Here is a 19,112-nt window from a genome sequence, read left to right on the forward strand (position 1 = left end):
ATATGCCATAATAAATATACATTTCTATAAATAAAAATATTAAAAATAAAAACATTCGCATTTCTTGCCAGAATTTTATGAACCGATTCTATATTTTATTTACGATGGGACTTTATAATGCAGAAAGATGTTTTGCAAGACACTAATAAATATGCACCTATTTCGATGAAATGGTTTATATACTTTTTTTATTTACATTGCTTCCAATATTATATTCTATAAATTTTATTCTCGTTTATATTATATATATATTTATGCTTAGCGCGATAATATTTTTTTATTTGAATACAAATAGGAAGTTTTTTCTTGAAGTTCCCTTGTTGATTTCCTGTAAGTTTATTATTATCGCTTTTTTATTTGTTATATATGCCTATAATACTTCCAGCGTTATGAATTTAGCTGCGATTTTATTTGTTGAATTTCTTACTATGATCATTGTATCTGGCCTTATTAGCCAATATAATTACATCAAATTTTTCCGCTATCTTGCTGCATTCTGTATTGCAGATGTTGTATTATATTTCATACTTTCATTGATCTTCTCGAAATTCCTAGAGATCGAGAACCCGATTGAGGATTTCCTTTCAGGTGAACGCGTCCGTCTCCTCGCCTGGAAGACAGGTCATAGTATATTAATAGATCTTTCTTTTATTTGTATGCTAATCGCATTATCTAATATTGCGCAATTGACTATAAAGCAAAATATAGTAATTATGGCATTCTCTCTTATTTCGATAATCGTGGCCAAATCTGGGGGAGGCTATCTACTCGTTGCTGTTACATTTTTTGTTTTTGCTGTCGAAAATAGCTTTCTTCCACCAATCATAAAATCATTTATTTATCTCCCGCTCGTTTTATTCATCGTGGCCTATTTCGTTGAACCAGATCTGCTCAACGATATCCTGCTTTTCATAAGAGTTAATTTACAGAATGCAGACACCGCGCGATATACAAATAATGATTTTACAGCAGGGAGGGCCGATCTAAATTTGCTTCTAATTGAATCGATAACGAATCATCCATGGTTCGGAGTAGGGCATGAAGATCCACTGATTCAATATGGTGTGAATATTTATTCTGCGCTCAGACTCGATGTGGGAAGAAACGCAACTACCGAAAGCGGTCTGCGCAACGCCGCAAAATATGGTTTGATTTACTTTACAGTCATAACTCTTTTCATGTTTCAACCACTCTTAGCGATCTTTCAGACCACAACTCGATCTATCCGTGTTTTTTCGGTCGGCCTTTCATTTGGTCTATTAACACTTTCCGCTGTCAATTCCCAATTCGAGGTCCCTCACGAACCTCAGCACATGATATATCTGGGGTTGATTACGTTATGTATCTTCATGCAGAAATTCGATCGAACAATGCCTTGCTCGGAAACAATGGTCTCACCCGGCACAAGGCGGCTTCAGCTCGCATATGAACGCTTTCTCAAATCCCAATCGCTTCATGACGTGAAATAGGTATAATCTACAGTTGATATCATACACGATTCATTGCTTCTTCAAAAGGGGAGTAACGCCTGAACATGGACACTTTCAGAAACCGGTGTTTTCCTCGACTTGAATTGATGAAGACCCTTTTCATGGTGGTTATTACCTGACTTCATGCGCCTATCGAGTGGCCTTTTCAAACATTATGAGGCCAGTTTCTGACCTTACGGACCTCGGGCAGACGCAATTCTCCTTTCGAGTATCCAGCAATTCATGTTGTAAGTTCATGGAAGCGATGTAGGCGGGATCAATCAGGCCTTCGCGCAAACACGACTGTCAAGAGCAGCAGTGTCTATGAATTTACACTGCTTCGGGCGGGAAACCAGCATGGCATCTAGGATCTATCCCGACCTGGACATAACACCAGCGGCGCTGATAACTGGCCGCGACATGCGCATAGATCGTCCAGAGTTCTCACCAAAAGCAACAGTTAAAACAAGCCTTCGATATTCCCTGCTGCATCCACGCCGATATGCCAAGCGGCCGGCTGGCGAGACAACCCCGGCATGGTCATAACATCCCCGCAGATCATCACGACAAAACCAGCTCCGGCAGAAAGCCGTATCTCACGGATCGGCACGATATGGCCCGTTGGCGCACCAAGGAGCTTCGGATCGGTCGAGAAGGAATATTGCGTCTTGGCGATGCAAACAGGAAAATGACCAAACCCTTGCGCCTCGATGTCCGCGAGTTGTTTCTTCGCTTTGCCGTCTAGGGAGATATCGTCCGCGCCGTAGATCTCTCGGGCAATGACGCGCATTTTCTCGATCAGCGGCAGCTGATCCTCATAGAGCATTTTAAAGTCCGCCGCGCCGCCTTCGGCCATGGCAATGACTTTTTCGGCGAGCGTCAGGGCCCCTTTGCCGCCTGCCGCCCAATGCCGGCATTCGATGGCCTCAACGCCGAATTCGTCGCGGCAGACATCTGCAATCAATCGCTGTTCCGCATCGGTATCACTGACGAAATGATTGATTGCCACCACAACCGGAAGGCCGAATTTCCGCACGTTGGCGACATGGCGGCCGAGATTGGCGAGCCCTGTCCGCAAGGCATCGAGATTTTCCTTGTTGAGATCCGCCGCCGCGACGCCACCATGCGCCTTCAGAGCGCGCGCTGTCGCCACGACGACGACAGCCGAGGGTGTAAGCCCCGCCTGGCGGCATTTGATATCGAAAAACTTTTCGGCACCGAGATCCGCTCCAAACCCCGCCTCCGTCACGACATAATCACCAAGCTGCATGGCGGCTTGCGTCGCCATCACTGAATTGCAGCCATGGGCGATATTCGCAAAGGGACCGCCATGCACGAAGGTGGGGGTTCCCTCGAGTGTCTGGACCAGATTCGGCATGAGCGCATCCTTGAGCAGCACGCTCATGGCGCCGACGGCCTGCAACATAGCCGCATTGACAGGCTTCTTATCGCGATCCTGTGCGACGATGATTTTCGCCAGCCTTTGCTGCAAATCCTCGAAATTCCTCGCGAGGCAGAAAATCGCCATGATTTCGGACGCGGCCGTGATATCGAAGCCCGTTTCACGTGGATATCCATTCCCCGCGCCGCCAAGGCCGATGACGGTCTGGCGCAAGGCCCGATCATTCATGTCGAGAACGCGTTTCCAAGCGATCCGGCGAGAATCGATCGGCGGCTCAGCATTCCAGTAGAGATGATTATCAATCAGGGCGGCGAGCAGATTATGCGCCGTCGTAATGGCGTGGAAATCGCCGGTGAGATGCAGATTGATGCGTTCCATCGGGACGATTTGCGCGAAACCACCACCCGTCGCGCCGCCTTTGGTGCCGAAACACGGACCGAGCGAGGGTTCACGCAAGGCGATCACGCAATTTTTCCCGAGCCGCCGCAAAGCATCACCAAGCCCGATCGTGGTGGTGGTCTTTCCTTCTCCGGCAGGTGTCGGATTGATGGCGGTGACGAGGATGAGCCGCGCTGGCTGTTCGGACTTCGGCAATAAGGACGTATCGACCTTGGCGACATGAACGCCATAAGGATGCAGCGCTTCGGCCGGGATCTTCGCCTGTTCGGCTATGGCTGTGATGGGCCGAAGCTTTGCAGCACGGGCAATTTCCAGGTCGGTCGGCACGTGAATCCCTCCTTGCGGCTCACAAGCAATGGCCCGCATCTGCGATTTATGGGCCGAACTGATCGCATATTTCGCGCAAGTCGGAAATTATTTCCAGCCACCACCCGACCGGCCGTCAATTTTACCGCGCTCCCACGAAATCAGAGCGTTTTCAAATATTCCACGAGGTCACGACGCTCTTCTTCCGAGAGGCGTCGTCCAATAACGCCTCCTCCGAGTGGTTTATCATCGAAGACATGTCCCTGATTGGAATTGCCGGCAATTGTCGTGTCGATCGGAGTCCCTCCAGGAAGAATATCATAGACAATTCCAACATTAACCGGATCGAATTCCCGGTGGCCGAGTGTGAATGATTTAGGCCTCTCCTTGTCTGTGTCCGGAGACAACAGAGCATAGAGTGTCGGCACGGAACCATTGTGGAGATAGGGTGCAGTTGCCCAAATCCCGTCGAGGGGACGTGCCTTATAGGCCAAGGGTGCCTGGATCAGATTGCCCCGGAAGCCATTCATCCAAGCCCGGACATTCTTCGGCACATTTCTGTCATCATACCAGCGGTTGACCGTCTTCTCGACGAGAACACCCAGCGCCTCACCAAAGCCCGTCTGATTGATCTCAAGCATGGGTGGCGTCGTGACCTTGCGCTTGTGCATGCCATCAGCCTGCGCGGGATCCGTACCCACTTCATCAAGTGAGATCAATTTGAGACGAAGATAGGATTCTCCGACGCCATTCGGCGCGGTCCAGAGATCAGGTGCATAAAATGCCGAGCTTCCAACCGGCGGTAAATGACAACCCTGGCAAAGTTCCTTGTAAAGTTCCGCCCCTTTCGCCGCGCGCGCGCGGTCTATCTTTGGCAGAATATTTTCGGGCCATTGCGGGGCTTTCAGTCCGGAAAACCCCTGGGCGCTATCAGGCTGTTTTCCAGCAAGCAAGCTCTCGATCGAAAACAGGCCGGCAACATTCACGGTGGAAGCAAACAGCGGCGGGTCGTTGGTGACCAGATTGACCAGAGCGCGTAGACCGAGCGCCTCCCCGGCATTCCGGACCATCGGCTGCATGATCGATCCGTTATATTGAACCCAATCAAACCAGGACGCATCCCAGACAGGCGGATAACGCACCGGAGCGCTTGTCGCCGCGTAATTGGCATTATTATCGAGATCGAGGCCGAAAACCTGGTTACCAATGCGATTCAAGGCATCAAGCCGGCCGAAACCTTCAGTCACCGATTGTTTTTCGACAGAAGCGTCCAGCTTTTGCACTTTTTCGACTTTGCGCAAGACTTCGAGAAGCCGGGTCCGTGTATCCGTCTTCGCCTTTTTGAGAGTCCCTTCCCCGAACAGACGCGTGACGAAACGGTCGAAACGGAAGGGAACATAACGCGTATAAAATAGCGAAATGGCTAGTGCCTTGCGCAGTTTGTCGAGCTCGATACGGGCATTCGCGCCATCAATATAGATTTCAGTTCCTTTGTATGTCAGGCGTCCCGTATGGCAGGCGGCACAAGTGAGGCCGAGGAATTTCATGGGTGCGCCGGTACGCGGATTGAGCCACGGCTTTTTCGTGGTGGGATCGACGTAATCTTCGCCCTTCGCAAAACCGACGGGAAGTTCCTCGTTTGGAGAGGGAATGAAACCGAACCGATCAAGATAGTCCTGATCTTTCAGAAGACCGGTTTCGCCAAGAGACAAGACGGGCTGTTCCAGCGCGACGAACCATTCATAAGGTATCCCGAAAGTAACGGAGCCCTGATCGGCATGATGATACCAATCGCGTTCCTTAGGGGTCCAATTCTGTTCGAGCCAAAGCGTTCGCTCTGGTTTCGGATAATCGGGAGTGACGATCCTCAATTTCTCCAGTTTATTGTAAAGAAAGATTGCGGCTCCGGTAGCCAGGACCAGCCCGACAAGAATCAAAATACGCCTAGCCTGCGTCATGGAAGAGAACCCTGTCAATTTGCTTCCGGCAAAGAAACCACAATCTGAAACTCACGAATACCGGACACTGAACGGAAAAACGAAACCCATCATCAAGACATGAATCATGCACTGCGCGTATTGACGCGAGCAAGTGACAACCCACAAGATATTATCTAACCTCACAATGGTACCTGATACCCAGACAATCGGATGATTGTCAAAAATTATGACATACACACCAACATGCAGAGCTCCCAGGAGAATATTAGCTCTTATCTAATAATATCAAGACAAATACTTGTTCCGAAGCATCTATACCATGCTAAAATTAACACCGCAATATAACGTACGCAAGTCAGCTTAAGATTGATTTCAAAAGATATACTTGAAGAGTCTCTTTCAAAGGCCATGGGGAAGGTCATTCCATGAAAGAATCGGAGCACACTGAATTTCACATCGGATTGACGATGTCGGGAGCCATATCGGCTGGAGCTTATACGGCCGGCGTATTCGATTTTTTGATTCAAGCCCTGGAAGAATGGGAACAGGCAAAACAAGCCGGCGCGCCGACGCTTGCGGCATCCGAGGAAAAAATCCCGCCCTACAGGGTCGGTATCAAGGTCATGTCAGGGGCTTCCGCAGGAGCGATCACAGCCGCGATCGGCGCTGTCGCTCTTGCCGACGCCAAGCAATCGCCCATTTTCTTCAAGGATCCCGCCACCGGAAAACAAAAAATCAAATGCTATCTGCCGAAGCTTTATGAAACCTGGGTTGAAAAACCCACGATGGTTGCATCCCAACAAGGCGATATTGATTTTCTGAGTTTCGAGGATCTCGACCCGACCCAGTTCGCAGGCGAAGCCGATTTTTCTCACACATCGGATTCCCGAGCATCGAACGCCACTATAGACAGCGTCGGACAGCCAATCGTTTCACTCCTCAACTCCCGGCTGCTCGATGTCATCGCCGGAACGGCCATTGATGTCGATACCATCAAATCGCCTCGTCCTTATCTGGCGAAGACTCTCCATCTCTATATGACGTTGTCGAACTTGCGCGGCATCCCCTACAAGGTGCCGTTTGACGGCGGTAATTACCATATGATCTCACATGCCGACCGCGTTCATTATGCCATTGCCGGCTTGGGAACATGGGATACACAAAGCGCCTTCGCAGATAATGATCAATACCGATTGATCAATGTGGATTCACTCATCAATCACCATCACCTAAAATATAGATGGAAGGATTATGCGATCTGCGCCCTCGCATCGGCAGCCTTTCCGATAGGCCTCGCGCCACGCGATATCGGAGCGACACTTGGTGCCGCCACCGCGACAGATGCCTTCAATAACGAATACAGCAATCGGCGCTTTCCGCTTGAACAATTGGTCGACAAGAATGATATCGCGCCTGATTGGCTTCAATCCGTTCTTGGCAGAACCCCGTTCTGGTTCACAAGTGCCGACGGGGGCATCATCGACAACGATCCCTTTGAATATGCCCGGTTCTCATTGAAAAGAAATACGTCTGAATTGGACCGTCCGATTGAAAGCGACCTCAGAAAAGCTGATCGTGCCGTCATCATGATCTCGCCATTTCCAGAATTGAAGCCTATCCGTTCAGAAGGTCAGCCGGCTTCCGATATCGTCAGCATCTTGAAAGCGCTTATGCCTTCACTCATCAATCAAGTCCGGTTCAAACCCAGCGAACTCGTGCTCGCTGCTGATCCGGTCCATGGTAGCCGATTCCTGATCGGTCCCAAAAGGATTGTCGCTGACGAAAAGGAAGAGCGCTATGCCATCGCCAGCGGGCTACTCGGCGGTTTCGGCGGCTTCCTGGCACATTCCTTTCGCGACCATGATTTTCAGCTTGGCCGGCGTAATTGTCAGCGGTTTCTACAGAAGACATTTGCACTTCCCGATGAGAATCCGCTGAATCGGAACTGGCCGGACCAAAATCTCAAAGAGATTTTTAAGATTCCACCGGGCCCGGGCGATGAAAACACGGACTTTTATCCAATCATTCCACTCTTCGGCTCTGCCCACGACGAAATTTCTCTCCAAAATTGGCCACAGATTTGTCATTCCGACATTGAAAAACTGCTTGAGCGGATCGGCGATCGATTCGACCGTATTGCTCCGGCCTTGATCAACAGCAACGTCAAAGGATTCCTGGGCTTTCTCTTTCAGCTTCCCTTGCAGCCAGGCCTCAAAAACCTTCCATTTCTCATCCGCAGCAGAATTTTGAAATTTGTGAAACTTATCATCCTCGCCGATCTCGTACGGCGTGATCAAATCCAGGGGTGGGATCTGGGAAGCCTGCCAGAGGAAACTGGCATGGATTGTGACGACATTCGCGCAATTCTTGCCGAACTCATCAATCCCGCCTACGATCAAAGAAATATTGAAGGCCTTGTCGTCGCTATAAACAATTCACGTCCGGTGGGTTCTGTCGCCGCTGTTGTCGATGCGAAGCAGATCGCGCATGTTCTCACTCTATGTGAAAATGCAAAAGGCAAAGCCTATGAGGTCTGGCGCGCTCCCTGGAAGGATAAAAATGGCGCGGAGCTTTTCACCCTGGCAAGCAGGGTGCCCAATCTGGCTGAACGTCTCATCATCCAAAGCGGCCGTGCAATAGCACATTCACCCCTAGCCGCTATCGGACAGCTTTTTCCCCAGCCGACGATTGATTTTCCCGGTTTCTGAGTAAGAGCGAAATGCTGCTATCGAGAGGCAGCCGTCGCTTATGAGAGTGGCTCTTTCTGGAGCTCAGATACAGATGTCAGCCTGATAGAGCGATTGGCTTTGCGGCAGCACGCAAAGCCAATGATATCGCATTTGCAATTGTCCTGTTACAATGCCAACGCATTCAAAATACGCGCCCAGCTCCTTGTTCCCTTGTGGAAAGATGACAATTCATATTTCTCATTCGGTGAATGTGCGCGATCGTCATCCAGGCCGAAGCCCACCATGAGACTATCCATACCAAGGTCCTGCTTGAATGCGCCCACGATCGGAATCGACCCCCCAGAGCCGGCCAAAACTGCTTCCTTGCCCCATTCGGCTTGAAGTGCACGGCGCGCGCGCGACAAGACTTCAGAACTGAACGGCAATTGCAGCGCCGGCGAGGCTCCGTGAGAAATGAACTCCGCCTTGCAATCGGCAGGCAGACGTTCAAGGACAAAAGCACGAAATGATTCCGCGACTTTTTCAGGCTTTTGTTGACCAACGAGACGAAACGAAAATTTGGCGCTTGCTTGCGCCGGCAAGACGGTTTTGGAGCCCTTGCCGGTATAGCCACCGATAATCCCGTTGACGTCGCAGGTCGGACGAGACCAGATCATTTCCAGGACGCTACGGTCCTTTTCTCCGACGGGAATCGACACACCCACGTCTTTTAAGAAATGGTGTTCATCAAAAGGTAATTCGCGCCATTGCTTTGCCACATCCTTGGGCAGCTCCGTCACGCCTTCATAGAACTCTGGCAGCGTCACATGCCCCTCGGCATCGTGCAGGTCGGCGATGATTTTCGACAGGACATGGATCGGATTCACCACCGCTCCGCCAAACATGCCGGAATGGAGGTCGCGAGTGGCACCATGGATCACCACTTCTTCCAAGACCAGACCGCGTAGCATGGTCGTAATCGCGGGCGTTTTGCGATCCCACATGCCAGTGTCGCAAATCAGGGCAAGGTCTGCTTTCAGTTCAGCTTTGTTCTCGGCAAGAAAGCCGGGCAATGAGGGAGAACCGCTTTCCTCTTCTCCTTCAAAAAGGATCGTAATATTGCAGGGAAAGTCGCCGGTCTCCTTGAAAGCACGGCAAGCTTCAACAAAGGTCATTAACTGGCCCTTGTCATCCGTTGCACCGCGCGCGACGATTATCTTATGCGATGGTTCCGGTTCCGCCAGCCGCGGCTCAAAGGGAGGAGTTTGCCAAAGCTCAAGCGGATCCGCTGGTTGCACATCATAATGTCCATAAAACAGGACATGCGGGACGTCAGGCCGCGCAGCCTTAGCCTTTCCAACGACGATAGGATGCCCCGCCGTTGGCCGCAAACCGGCTTCAAATCCAAGTTCCTGCAGCTGATCGACCAGAAACTGCCCGGCTTTCACACAATCGTCGGTATAGGCTGGATCGGTCGAGACAGACTTGATCGCCAGCAATTGGAACAAACGCGCGAGTGCCTGCTCTTGATTATCGTCGATCCGTTCAAGAACTTTTTCGAGCGCGGCCATAAAAATTCTCCCAAATTCGCATCGCGGCCATACAATCCATTTCCACCGAGGGTTTGAATCGATGCAATGCGGTCCGATAAGAGATTTTATCGAGCTTGGCTTATGAAAGCGAGATCGCGCGGATGAAGCCTCTCGCCGCATGGTTCAGTTTTTTGGCGGGAGCGCCATCCCCTTCTGGAAAACCACCCAGATTGTCCCTTGATTTCCATGATCGAGATGGGCTTCTCAAGTAACGAAACGACCCTATTTTATGCGCATTACAACTGACTTCTGGGCATCAGCCTATCTGCGCCGCTGTAATAGTGCCGGCGTCTCCGCCGTCTTATTCCGGCGCGGGGCTTTACAGGCTGGCGCAGTCCTGGTCCGGCTAGATCGACTTGACGGACGTGTCACATTGTTTGGCCCAGCACCTAACAGTGAACCGGATTCCCTAGGGGAACGACGCTTCATCCGCCTGCATCAATCGGAATCGATCAATTATGGCGACGCCCAGGAACGCCTGCAGCGTCAGATTGCCTTCGATCCCGATTTATGGATCATCGACATCGAAGATCGCGAAGGGAGGCATTTTCTCCCCCTGGTTGAACAACTATAAGGGTTTTGCGGCGTCTCATTGATTATATTTGAAACTTCTGACGAGATTCCGCGTGGACACCACTACCTCATCTCCGCAAGGTTCGGAGACGATCGCTACAGGTGAGATCGATCCATCAATCAATTGGTCCTTTTTCAGATTTGGTTTCATCCGTTCCAAATATTGAAGCCTACGCGAATCGACGACCTTGAAAAATCGCCAACCTCCTATCGCGCATAAGTTGTTAATCTCAGAAATGGAAAATTGCGCGGCTCGATTGTCTCATCAAGCAAGGTACTGTACAGTTCGTAAATCATTATGCGTACAGTACCTTGCTTGAGCCTGACTTTCTTTCTCCATTCATAAAACGTCCCTGGAAATTCATGCAGCAGCCCTTCGAAAGATTGCAGATCGCACGGCAGCGCGCCGGTTTTGAAAGCGCGACAGAGGCTGCCCGGGCATTCGGCTGGAATGAAAATACTTATCGAAGTCACGAAAATGGAGAACGCGGGCTCCGCCTCACGGTAGCTGAACGTTATGCAAAGGCATTCAATATATCAGCTGCATGGCTGTTGACTGGCGAAAATGACGAAGAGGGGCAGAAGCCCGACGAGCCGCCGAAATATACCGTGCGCCTCGTCGGCCGAATTGGTGCGGGCGCTGTTATCGACTCGGAATTCGAACAGGAGCCCCCCGAAGGCTTTGATGAAATTGAGATTCCTTATCCCGTTCCAGCCGGAGCCGTTGCTTTTGAGATCGTCGGGGACAGTATGTGGCCACGCTACGATCCGGGCGATATCGTGATCTGCTGGAAGGTTGCTCAGACGCGAACGGAGGCGGATGGTTGGGAAGCCGCTGTTCGCCTGACGGATGGGCGCCGCTACCTGAAAACCATTAGGCGCGTAAGCAAGGATCGCTTTGACTTGATCAGCCATAATGCAAGCCCAATTCGTAACGTACAGATCGAATGGGCGTGCAAGGTTTTCGGTAATATCCGCGCTGGTGAATGGACGCTTGTCGAACATAATCCAGGTAAGAAGAAGCACATTTGACAAAAATATAGTTCACAATAGATGTGCTTTCATACCATTTAATTATATTTATTATATTGAATACAAAATAATTTACAAAAAATACAGATAAGTATCAAATCTTAAACGCTAAAAGGACAGCTTTATTGACACATCGTCAAAAGCACAATGATCTATGCCGACTGCGACGAGCACGATTTCTTGGGATTGACCCTCTTTTAAATTCAATCACCGTAAAGACACATCTTTCATTGGTTCTTACGGGCAAAGTTCCGGAATGACCGGAGTCAATTAACCCGCAGTTCGAATATATTGCGAGTGGAAAGCAGCAAAACGTACAAACTCCCAATTGCTGTACGTTTCGTGTTGACGGCGCATTGTACTTAACGTACTGTACGAACATCGAGACGACAACAATTGGAATTTCTCCATGATTGATCCGGAAATTGCCTTGATCGAAGCACTTTATGCTCAGGCTGACGCCGCGGCCGCAAATGAGCGCTCCCAGATCAATCGGCTTTATGCGATGGGAGATTTGGGCCTTTCGAAACAGCTTCAGTCGACACAGGCGTGGCGTAGCGTCAACTCGAGACCGATCTCGGAAAAAACTGCCATTGCGCACGCGTCTTCTTACGTTGGCCAAAAACTCGGTGAATCTGCCATTGGCCTGCCCGCCCGGTAATGGCCACTAAAGACTCAGCGGAGCATCCCAACCGATCATCGAGTTTGCGGTGCAGCAAGATTTATAGCAAATAGGAAAAGACAGGAGGGCTTTCAGGATTAATCCCAACATTGTGGAATTATCCGAGCGTTCGGACCTAAACACCTAATGCGGGATCTTCAAAGCCATCAAATCAACCGGGATCAGCGATCGATTCCTAAGATCACTGGTAGGACCAAGTACAAAACGACTCATTCGCCACTATCCGAGCCAGGATCGGACACCCGCTGGCAGGCAGAAAAATCCAAAGACCGCCGCATCGGTCTTTGTGAAAACCGACGCTAGATTTTGATTTTCTTTGGTGAGCGCGATGGGATTCGAACCCATGACCCTCTGATTAAAAGTTAAAATTGGTGGGTAAAAATGGCCTGACGTGACAGGACACGTTGGCAACGATCAGCCAATGATTATTCTTGAGATTTACCTCTTTGTCCGGCATTGTCTAAGACACTGGGTAACATTCGAAGACAGACATAAATGATTACCCCTATTAGCCGGGGTAACAATGTCCAAGGTTTTAACCGCCCAGGGTATCAATTCACTGCTTCGCGTTACCCCCGCCTCTCGGAGAGAGGTTCCTGATGGTCGGGTGCGCGGACTGTACTTCATCCAGCAACCGAGCGGCAAAGCCTCATGGGCTGTACGATACCGCTCGAAGGCCGATGGCAAGCCCGTGAAACTCACTCTTGGCGCCTGGCCAGCCTTGGATCTTGTGAACGCGCGCGCGAAAGCTATGGCAGCTCTTGCGGCCGTGGAAACTGGAGAAGATCCAGCCTCCGAGAAAAGACGGGCTAAAGAAGAAGCAAAAGCCACAAAGTCGGCCTCTCTCGATCGCATCGATTCGGTTGTCGAGACTTTTATTGTCCGACACGCCCAGGCCAAGAATCGTTCCTGGGCCGAAACAGACCGCATCCTAAAGAAAGAAGTCCTGAGCATCTGGAGCGGCCGCAGCCTGTCGAGCATCTCACGGGCTGAGGTGCATGACCTTCTGGATGGCATTGTCGATCGAGGTGCGCCGGTCATGGCGAATCGCGTGCTGGCGGCGCTGCGCAGGCTTTGCAATTGGGCCATTGAACGCGGGATTATCGAAACGTCGCCCTGCTCCGGCATTAAAGCGCCGTCTTCCGAACGTAGCCGTGATCGCATCCTCGACGACACCGAGTTGGCGGCCGTCTGGCAAGCTTCTGAAAAACTTGGATGGCCGTTTGGTCCCATCGTTCAGCTTTTGATCCTGACCGGCGCCCGGCGGGAAGAGGTCGCGGCCATGCGCTGGAACGAAATCGACCTCGAGCAAAAGCTTTGGACCCTACCGGCAAGCCGCGCGAAGAACGGCAAAGAGCATGTGATTCCTCTCTCGCCCCAGGCAATTGCGATCCTTGAGGCTCTGCCAAGGATCAAATCGGGGAAGCATCTTGTCTTCACCGTCACCGGCGAGACGGCGGTTTCCGGTTTCACGCGTGCCAAGGAACGGATCGATGCCTTCCTGCCGGAGGGCATACCACATTGGACGCTGCATGACCTACGCCGAACGCTGGCGAGTGGATGCGCGCGGCTTGGCGTAGCGCCACAGGTTGTCGAGGCCATCCTCAATCACAAGAGCGGCACCATTCGCGGCGTAGCAGCCGTTTACAATCGCTACACATATGAAACTGAAAAACGCGCCGCTATGTATGCGTGGGCGAACCATGTGAATGCGGCGGTTATCTAATCGGATGATTCGCATTATCACTCACATAATCCACACAATTCACCTAATTCACTATATCCACAGATTCAACATATCGACAATGTAAATTTTTAGAGCAGTCGAGATGGCGCAATTCATCGGTTTCCACCGAAAAATTCGGTCACAATTCTCTCGAGAAAAGGTACGGTTTCAGCGTTTCAGGAAATGGCGCGCCATTTTTTTTCTTGTCCCACCGCGCCTGTTTTTGGCACGATTCGTCGTGTCACCACTGGAGTTTCAAAACGTGCATACACACACAAATACGCAAACGAACATAAACACGGACTCAATGTCTTTGATAGCGCACCAAAAGGCCGCGAAGGTGTGCGGTATTTCGGGTCGCACGTTGACACGTTGGGTCGCCGCAGGGACGTTCGCCTCGCCGATCAACATCAATGGGCGAAAGTATTATCGCATACTGGATCTGAATGATTTTTTGAGCGGAAAGCAAAATGAGAAATGAAGTTGTAATTCCGAAGAGTTCGCGATCGGAATTCAGAATAAGGAAAGTATTCGATGATGGGGCGGAAAAAATTGAGATGCGATTATATTGTAAAAATGGAAAACGAGAGTTCGTTCCGACTGGGTCGGGTCTGAAATTTTCTGCGGAAATGGTGCCGAAAATTATTCAAGCGATAGAAGCGGCGGCCGCGTCTGGGGCTGGAAATCTCGACGTGACCGCCGCCGATGATGGCCATTCCGGCATCAGGCCGGTCCGGCAAATGTCAAGTTGACCTGTAAAGGATCACAATGACCAATGAAACTTTGGCGCAAAATGCGGCCGTTCGTCAAGGGCGGCGCACGCCGACCTGTGCAAAAATCCACCTCTGGCATAATCGCCGCCGCCCCATCGTGCAAGTGGGAGGCGCTGCATGAGTGCTTCCCTTTTTCTGGGCGTCGACATAGGTGCCCAAGGTGCGATTGCGATCGTCACGGCCGACGGCAAGTTGCTCGACATCCAGGACATGCCGGTTCTCCGTGATGGACCGGCCAACCGCCGTGCAGTGAATGGGCCGCTGCTCGTGGACATCATTTTCAAATCGCACGCGAACTGCGCATTTGTCGAGCACGTGGCCGCCAGACCTGGCGAGGGAGCCGTTGGTGCGTTCGCGTTTGGCCGATCGAGGGGCGTCATTGAAGGTGTGCTGGCAGCCGCCGGTATTCCCGCGACGTTCATCGCACCGGCTTCATGGAAGCGTTCGGTTGGGCTGTCGATGGCATCAAAAGATGCCGCCAGAGCGGAGGCGATTCGCCGTTGGCCTCGGCACGCCGAACTCTTCGCCCGCAAGAAAGACGATGGCCGGGCCGAGGCGGCGCTGATCGCCGTGGCCGGAATCTTGAAAATGGAGGGTGCGCGATGACTCGTTCGCCTCTCCGCTCTCGCCGCGCATCGGAGATTATCGACTTTCGCCATGATGGCCTGCGCTATACGGCGAGCGTGAGTTTCTTTGATGACGTGCGCCTTGCTGAAGTTTTCCTTGATGCTGAGAAGATTGGCACTGCGGCTTCTGTTATTGCGCGCGATCTCGCCGTCACGGCATCGCTGGCACTCCAATATGGCTGCCCGGTAGCTGTCCTGCGCAAGGCTCTTACTCGTGATGCTCGCGGAATTGCCGCCGGCCCGCTTGGTACGCTGCTCGACCTCATCGAGGGAGGCGTTGATGAGTCATGACCTTACACCCGAGCGAATCGACGAAGAAGCGCAGCGAATTTATGAAAAATTGGGGTTTATTCGCATACATGCCGAGAATGCGCAACGGTCGATGCAAATTGGCGATCGCGTTGGAGCGCAATGGGCAATGCGCTCGCTTGCTGCGAATACGCGTGATGCCGTCGACCGCTGGAATAATTTACGCAGGCAGGTGAGGGAAACACGGCAGCGACATCTGGAAATGGAGGCGCCTGACCATGCAGCCTCCACCCCTTGACGCGGATTATCTCAATTCACTAATGGCGTTTGGCGAACCAATTTTTGACAATGACCATGTAAAGCCGTTTTTGAAAAAGGTCAAGCGCGGCAGCGACTTTCTGTCTGAATATCGGCCGATTCATTATGTCGTTGATGGCGTTTTGCCGTCCGGATCGCTGTATGCCATCACCGGCAAACGGGGAACCGGAAAAACCGCATTTTTGATCGGTGTCACGATGGCGATCATCACTGGCCGGGCCGACCTGATCGGCTTCCCCGTCGAGGCCGGTCGCGTGGCTTATGTCGCGCTGGAAAATCCAACTGACATCCGAATGAAAATGTCGGCAAACGCATTCGTCGCGAATGTCGATCGCGAGCTGTTGAATGATCGGCTTGCCGTCATCGATGGGCGCCTTCCGCTGCCGGAAATCGCCGAGCAGCTTACCGTTGACATCGAGGAGAACGGCGAATTTCAGATTGTGCTTTTTGATACCTTCCAAGCAGGTTTTGCTGGTGGCGACTTTAATGATAACGCTGCTGTGCTCGCGTATGCGAGGCACCTACGCGGACTCACAGATTTGCGCGGATCGCCGGCCGTGCTGGTCGCGGCGCATCCTACGAAGTCGGCAGGAGAGGACAATCTTGAGCCTTATGGCGGCGGTTCCGTCATGAATGAACTCGATGGCAATCTTACCCTTTGGGCCGCAGACGGTCAGATCAAACTGTCGTTCAACAAAGTCCGTGGACCGGAATTCGAGCCCCGTCACTTTCGGGTTGAGAAAGTGTCCAGTCCCGACATTCTCGACAATCGGGGACGCGAAATTCTTCTGCCCCGGATGATTCCTGTCAGCGCGGAAGCTGCGGAAGAGCGGGCTCAGCAGGGCATTAACACGACGCGGGCCTTGCTCAAGGCCATGGCGGAAAATCCCGGCGGCTCGCAGCGCGAATGGGCGGCGGCCATTGGGCGGGCAGTCGGGCTTGTGAACAAGAACCTCCAAAAGCTTAAGGATCAGCGACTTGTCGAAGATGTCCTCGGCAAATGGAAGCTGACCGCAAAGGGCGAAAAAGAGGCTCTGAATGGTTAAGCTCAAGTGTTCACCGATGGTGAACAAGACCGCCTTTTTTGTTCACCCCTTTTTGGTGAACAAAATGGTGAACAGTGAACAGCTTATCACATTGAAATAGTTTATGTTCACCGGTGAACACTTGAGGTGAACGAACCGTGTTTTGTTCACCGTTCACCGCCCGCGCTTTCTTTAGAAAGCGGGCGGGTGAACACGGCTGGGCTTCCGAGTGAACGCCTGACTGCAATCGCGCGCTGCGATCGAAGGCTGGATGTTGTGTGGGTATCCGCCCCGCCAAGCCGCTTGCCCCATCATTCCGTCGATTTCGGGACATATTTTTCTGTTTACTGATTGGAAGTCAGAAAATTTATTTTATAAATAATTGTTTTTACTATATTTTATAATCAATATCGCACGAGGGTAACGCCAGGGGTGGCGGAAGTTGCGCCGAGACGAAAATTTTCGTATTATAATTTGGTCGATCGAAATCGACTGCTGATGGGCCTTACGGCAGCCGGCGCAAATTCCTAGTGAAGGAAAGCGCGTGGCATGGTGCCCGAAATCTCCCTAAATTTATTATCTAGCTTTCACGCACGCCGCCTCGAACTCGAACGCAGGCTGGAAACGAACGCCCGCGCCCAAGCGAAATTGCGGGCGGCCGACGATGCCGAGGCAGCCGCGATGGTCGAAATCCGCGAAATCGCGGATGCCGACGCCACCGCCTTGCGCGCATGGGCTGCCGATGGCTGCCACGGCAATCCGCCTTCGCCGGACATCGCGGCGCGGCGCGGCCCTGCGGAGCGGCTTGCCGCGGCCCATGCGGCCCAGGCGGCGGTGGAACGGGTGGCCGGCGAACTTTCGGCCGAGGCAGCGCGGTTGCGCACCGAGTTGGTAAGCCTGCAGGCACAAATTGAGGCTGCCGCTCTCGACGCGGCTCGCGGGGAATGGCGGGAGGCGGTTGCTGATGCTTGCAAGGCCGCCGATGGCTTCCGCGTCGCATATGCTCGCGCCATCGCCCTGCGCGGCTTGCTGCACGCCCAAGCGTCATCGCCGCGCCTGTCGGCCTCGCAGGAGGCTATAGCCATGCACCGAACGGCCGACACATTCACTCCGCCAATTTTTGACCTCGAACCATCGCCAGCGGATCGCGCTGCCGCGATGGCGGCCTGGGATGCCCGGCTTGCTGAGCTTGCAGGGGGCACAGCATGAGCCTGACCGCCGCTCTCGAAAAACTGAATGCCGCATCGGCGGCCTTGCAAGCATCGGCAACCGCCGTGCGCGCTGCAAGCGCAGGTAGACTACCGGAAATCGAGAAAGGCCACGCCACCGGCCTCGCCGACGATTTAACGAAGGCCATTGATGCTGATCGGACTGCCGGCGCAGCTCTGATCGAAGCAGCAGAGGATTTGGCACGGGAACTCCGATCCCTCGCGGGTGGCCCGATTCCGTTGATCCGACAGATCGTGAAGGCCGATGATCCCGCGCCCGCTGAAGTTCGAGGCTTTTTCATCGATCTTGCCGCTGCAATCAATCGAAGCGGAAATCTTTCGACTGATGAAGAGGCCGAACTTTTTCGCCGCATGTTCGATGAATGTGATTTCTCTGCCGGCACGCGGCACATGATCCGATACGCATTGGATCGCCTTGGCGGCCTGCAATGAGTTGGCGGCTCCGCCGGCTCGAGGGCGCAAAGTCAGCTTCATTCATCCTTGGCAAGCGCATCGATCCCGATGAGCAAGGCTATGTAACTGTCGACGGCGAAGATGGGCGAATACTGAGTGCAGCCGGATGGAGCGTGATTTCGATGCAGGTCGATGAGCCGACTGCGCTAGACGCCATCAAACTCGCCAAGCCATTGACACTACAGAAGCTTTTTCGAGGAAATTGATCATGACACTTATTCGATCGGTTGCCGGCGGATTGAGTTCGGACAATCCCAATGACCCCTATGCGCCGAATCCATACACAGCCGCCTCGGTGAAGACCTTCGGGACAGGTCCAAAGGGCACCCAATGCTTTTTTGCGTATATGCCGCAAGGCACCGGCCTGTCATCATTGAATGGCGGTTCGCCAGTGATGCCGCTGAAAGGCTCGACCACCTATGAGGTGTGGGCCATTCCGATTGTTGATCGGCGCGATTACGTCGCCTTTCCATGGGCGATTATCGGCGAGGCAAACGCAAGCCCATTCACCATCACGCAGGGTCCGCAATCGAAGCGTCCTGCGGTTGCTGCTGGCCTCTATTTTTACAACCTTGACACCGGCCGAATGAATGTGCCGAACGCTGGCGTTACGGCGTGGGTTGACTACATCACTGGCGCGGCGGCCTGA

At 52.4% G+C, this 19,112-nt stretch carries 18 protein-coding genes; 15 read left to right on the top strand and 3 right to left on the bottom strand.

All coding sequences use genetic code 11. From position 1 onward, the window contains the following. The first annotated feature begins 317 nt into the window (after positions 1–317). Positions 318–1,469 (top strand): hypothetical protein, encoded by a 1,152-nt coding sequence (locus DL88_RS12835; protein ID WP_156971089.1) that lies wholly within the window; start codon positions 318–320, stop codon positions 1,467–1,469. 460 nt (positions 1,470–1,929) lie between these two features. Here DL88_RS12835 and DL88_RS12840 read toward each other — a convergent pair whose 3' ends face one another. Both DL88_RS12840 and DL88_RS12845 read right to left on the bottom strand, forming a co-directional pair. Next, positions 1,930–3,597 (bottom strand): formate--tetrahydrofolate ligase, encoded by a 1,668-nt coding sequence (locus DL88_RS12840; protein WP_034996660.1) that lies wholly within the window; start codon positions 3,595–3,597, stop codon positions 1,930–1,932. A gap of 140 nt (positions 3,598–3,737) precedes the next feature. Then, complete coding sequence (locus DL88_RS12845; protein WP_034996663.1) at positions 3,738–5,534, bottom strand: di-heme-cytochrome C peroxidase; 1,797 nt, start codon at positions 5,532–5,534, stop codon at positions 3,738–3,740. A gap of 407 nt (positions 5,535–5,941) precedes the next feature. Between DL88_RS12845 and DL88_RS12850 the strand changes: the two genes are divergently transcribed. Next, positions 5,942–8,224, top strand: a complete 2,283-nt coding sequence (locus DL88_RS12850; RefSeq protein ID WP_034996665.1) for a patatin-like phospholipase family protein — start codon at positions 5,942–5,944, stop codon at positions 8,222–8,224. Positions 8,225–8,370: 146 nt separating this feature from the next. Here DL88_RS12850 and DL88_RS12855 read toward each other — a convergent pair whose 3' ends face one another. Beyond that, positions 8,371–9,756 (bottom strand): M20/M25/M40 family metallo-hydrolase, encoded by a 1,386-nt coding sequence (locus DL88_RS12855; RefSeq protein WP_034996667.1) that lies wholly within the window; start codon positions 9,754–9,756, stop codon positions 8,371–8,373. 250 nt (positions 9,757–10,006) lie between these two features. Here DL88_RS12855 and DL88_RS12860 point away from each other — a divergent pair, with 250 nt between their 5' ends. The 13 genes from DL88_RS12860 (at position 10,007) to DL88_RS12925 (ending at position 19,112) form a co-directional block, all read left to right on the top strand. Continuing rightward, positions 10,007–10,351, top strand: coding sequence for a DUF1491 family protein (locus DL88_RS12860; RefSeq protein ID WP_034996670.1), 345 nt, complete (start codon positions 10,007–10,009; stop codon positions 10,349–10,351). Between the two features lie 362 nt (positions 10,352–10,713). Next, positions 10,714–11,382 (top strand): XRE family transcriptional regulator, encoded by a 669-nt coding sequence (locus DL88_RS12865; RefSeq protein ID WP_051955956.1) that lies wholly within the window; start codon positions 10,714–10,716, stop codon positions 11,380–11,382. Between the two features lie 409 nt (positions 11,383–11,791). Then, the gene (locus DL88_RS12870; protein ID WP_034996678.1) at positions 11,792–12,043 is read left to right on the top strand and encodes a hypothetical protein; all 252 of its coding nucleotides are present in this window, start codon (positions 11,792–11,794) and stop codon (positions 12,041–12,043) included. 544 nt (positions 12,044–12,587) lie between these two features. Then, the gene (locus tag DL88_RS12875; RefSeq protein WP_034996681.1) at positions 12,588–13,790 is read left to right on the top strand and encodes a tyrosine-type recombinase/integrase; all 1,203 of its coding nucleotides are present in this window, start codon (positions 12,588–12,590) and stop codon (positions 13,788–13,790) included. Positions 13,791–14,260: 470 nt separating this feature from the next. Beyond that, entirely contained in the window at positions 14,261–14,542 is a 282-nt protein-coding gene (locus DL88_RS12885) for a hypothetical protein (protein WP_034996686.1), read from the top strand. 138 nt (positions 14,543–14,680) lie between these two features. After that, positions 14,681–15,169, top strand: coding sequence for a RuvC family protein (locus tag DL88_RS12890; protein WP_034996688.1), 489 nt, complete (start codon positions 14,681–14,683; stop codon positions 15,167–15,169). Continuing rightward, the gene (locus DL88_RS12895; protein ID WP_034996690.1) at positions 15,166–15,480 is read left to right on the top strand and encodes a hypothetical protein; all 315 of its coding nucleotides are present in this window, start codon (positions 15,166–15,168) and stop codon (positions 15,478–15,480) included. The genes DL88_RS12890 and DL88_RS12895 overlap by 4 nt, the downstream gene beginning before the upstream one ends. Beyond that, on the top strand, positions 15,467–15,736 hold the full coding sequence (locus DL88_RS12900) for a hypothetical protein (RefSeq protein ID WP_156971090.1): 270 nt from the start codon (positions 15,467–15,469) through the stop codon (positions 15,734–15,736). Before DL88_RS12895 ends, DL88_RS12900 begins: the two co-directional genes overlap by 14 nt. Continuing rightward, complete coding sequence (locus DL88_RS12905; RefSeq protein ID WP_034996695.1) at positions 15,717–16,802, top strand: AAA family ATPase; 1,086 nt, start codon at positions 15,717–15,719, stop codon at positions 16,800–16,802. The genes DL88_RS12900 and DL88_RS12905 overlap by 20 nt, the downstream gene beginning before the upstream one ends. Positions 16,803–17,330: 528 nt before the next feature. Next, on the top strand, positions 17,331–17,990 hold the full coding sequence (locus tag DL88_RS12910) for a hypothetical protein (RefSeq protein WP_034996697.1): 660 nt from the start codon (positions 17,331–17,333) through the stop codon (positions 17,988–17,990). Beyond that, positions 17,987–18,442 carry a hypothetical protein gene (locus DL88_RS12915; protein ID WP_034996699.1) on the top strand — a complete coding sequence of 152 codons (456 nt, stop codon included), beginning with the start codon at positions 17,987–17,989 and terminating at the stop codon, positions 18,440–18,442. The genes DL88_RS12910 and DL88_RS12915 overlap by 4 nt, the downstream gene beginning before the upstream one ends. After that, complete coding sequence (locus DL88_RS12920; RefSeq protein ID WP_034996701.1) at positions 18,439–18,669, top strand: hypothetical protein; 231 nt, start codon at positions 18,439–18,441, stop codon at positions 18,667–18,669. The genes DL88_RS12915 and DL88_RS12920 overlap by 4 nt, the downstream gene beginning before the upstream one ends. Further along, on the top strand, positions 18,666–19,112 hold the full coding sequence (locus tag DL88_RS12925) for a hypothetical protein (RefSeq protein ID WP_156971091.1): 447 nt from the start codon (positions 18,666–18,668) through the stop codon (positions 19,110–19,112). The genes DL88_RS12920 and DL88_RS12925 overlap by 4 nt, the downstream gene beginning before the upstream one ends.

Source organism: Beijerinckia mobilis, from assembly GCF_000745425.1.
GTDB lineage: Bacteria > Pseudomonadota > Alphaproteobacteria > Rhizobiales > Beijerinckiaceae > Beijerinckia > Beijerinckia mobilis.

What these genes read in the sequence shown, in the direction of transcription:
- DL88_RS12885 (WP_034996686.1), top strand. Translation starts at nt 14,261, where the DNA reads ATGAGAAATGAAGTTGTAATTCCGAAGAGTTCGCGATCGGAATTCAGA.
- DL88_RS12905 (WP_034996695.1), top strand. Translation starts at nt 15,717, where the DNA reads ATGCAGCCTCCACCCCTTGACGCGGATTATCTCAATTCACTAATGGCG.
- DL88_RS12875 (WP_034996681.1), top strand. Translation starts at nt 12,588, where the DNA reads ATGTCCAAGGTTTTAACCGCCCAGGGTATCAATTCACTGCTTCGCGTT.
- DL88_RS12890 (WP_034996688.1), top strand. Translation starts at nt 14,681, where the DNA reads ATGAGTGCTTCCCTTTTTCTGGGCGTCGACATAGGTGCCCAAGGTGCG.
- DL88_RS12895 (WP_034996690.1), top strand. Translation starts at nt 15,166, where the DNA reads ATGACTCGTTCGCCTCTCCGCTCTCGCCGCGCATCGGAGATTATCGAC.
- DL88_RS12865 (WP_051955956.1), top strand. Translation starts at nt 10,714, where the DNA reads ATGCAGCAGCCCTTCGAAAGATTGCAGATCGCACGGCAGCGCGCCGGT.
- DL88_RS12915 (WP_034996699.1), top strand. Translation starts at nt 17,987, where the DNA reads ATGAGCCTGACCGCCGCTCTCGAAAAACTGAATGCCGCATCGGCGGCC.
- DL88_RS12850 (WP_034996665.1), top strand. Translation starts at nt 5,942, where the DNA reads ATGAAAGAATCGGAGCACACTGAATTTCACATCGGATTGACGATGTCG.
- DL88_RS12855 (WP_034996667.1), bottom strand. Translation starts at nt 9,756, where the DNA reads ATGGCCGCGCTCGAAAAAGTTCTTGAACGGATCGACGATAATCAAGAG.
- DL88_RS12860 (WP_034996670.1), top strand. Translation starts at nt 10,007, where the DNA reads ATGCGCATTACAACTGACTTCTGGGCATCAGCCTATCTGCGCCGCTGT.
- DL88_RS12920 (WP_034996701.1), top strand. Translation starts at nt 18,439, where the DNA reads ATGAGTTGGCGGCTCCGCCGGCTCGAGGGCGCAAAGTCAGCTTCATTC.
- DL88_RS12845 (WP_034996663.1), bottom strand. Translation starts at nt 5,534, where the DNA reads ATGACGCAGGCTAGGCGTATTTTGATTCTTGTCGGGCTGGTCCTGGCT.
- DL88_RS12910 (WP_034996697.1), top strand. Translation starts at nt 17,331, where the DNA reads ATGGTGCCCGAAATCTCCCTAAATTTATTATCTAGCTTTCACGCACGC.
- DL88_RS12870 (WP_034996678.1), top strand. Translation starts at nt 11,792, where the DNA reads ATGATTGATCCGGAAATTGCCTTGATCGAAGCACTTTATGCTCAGGCT.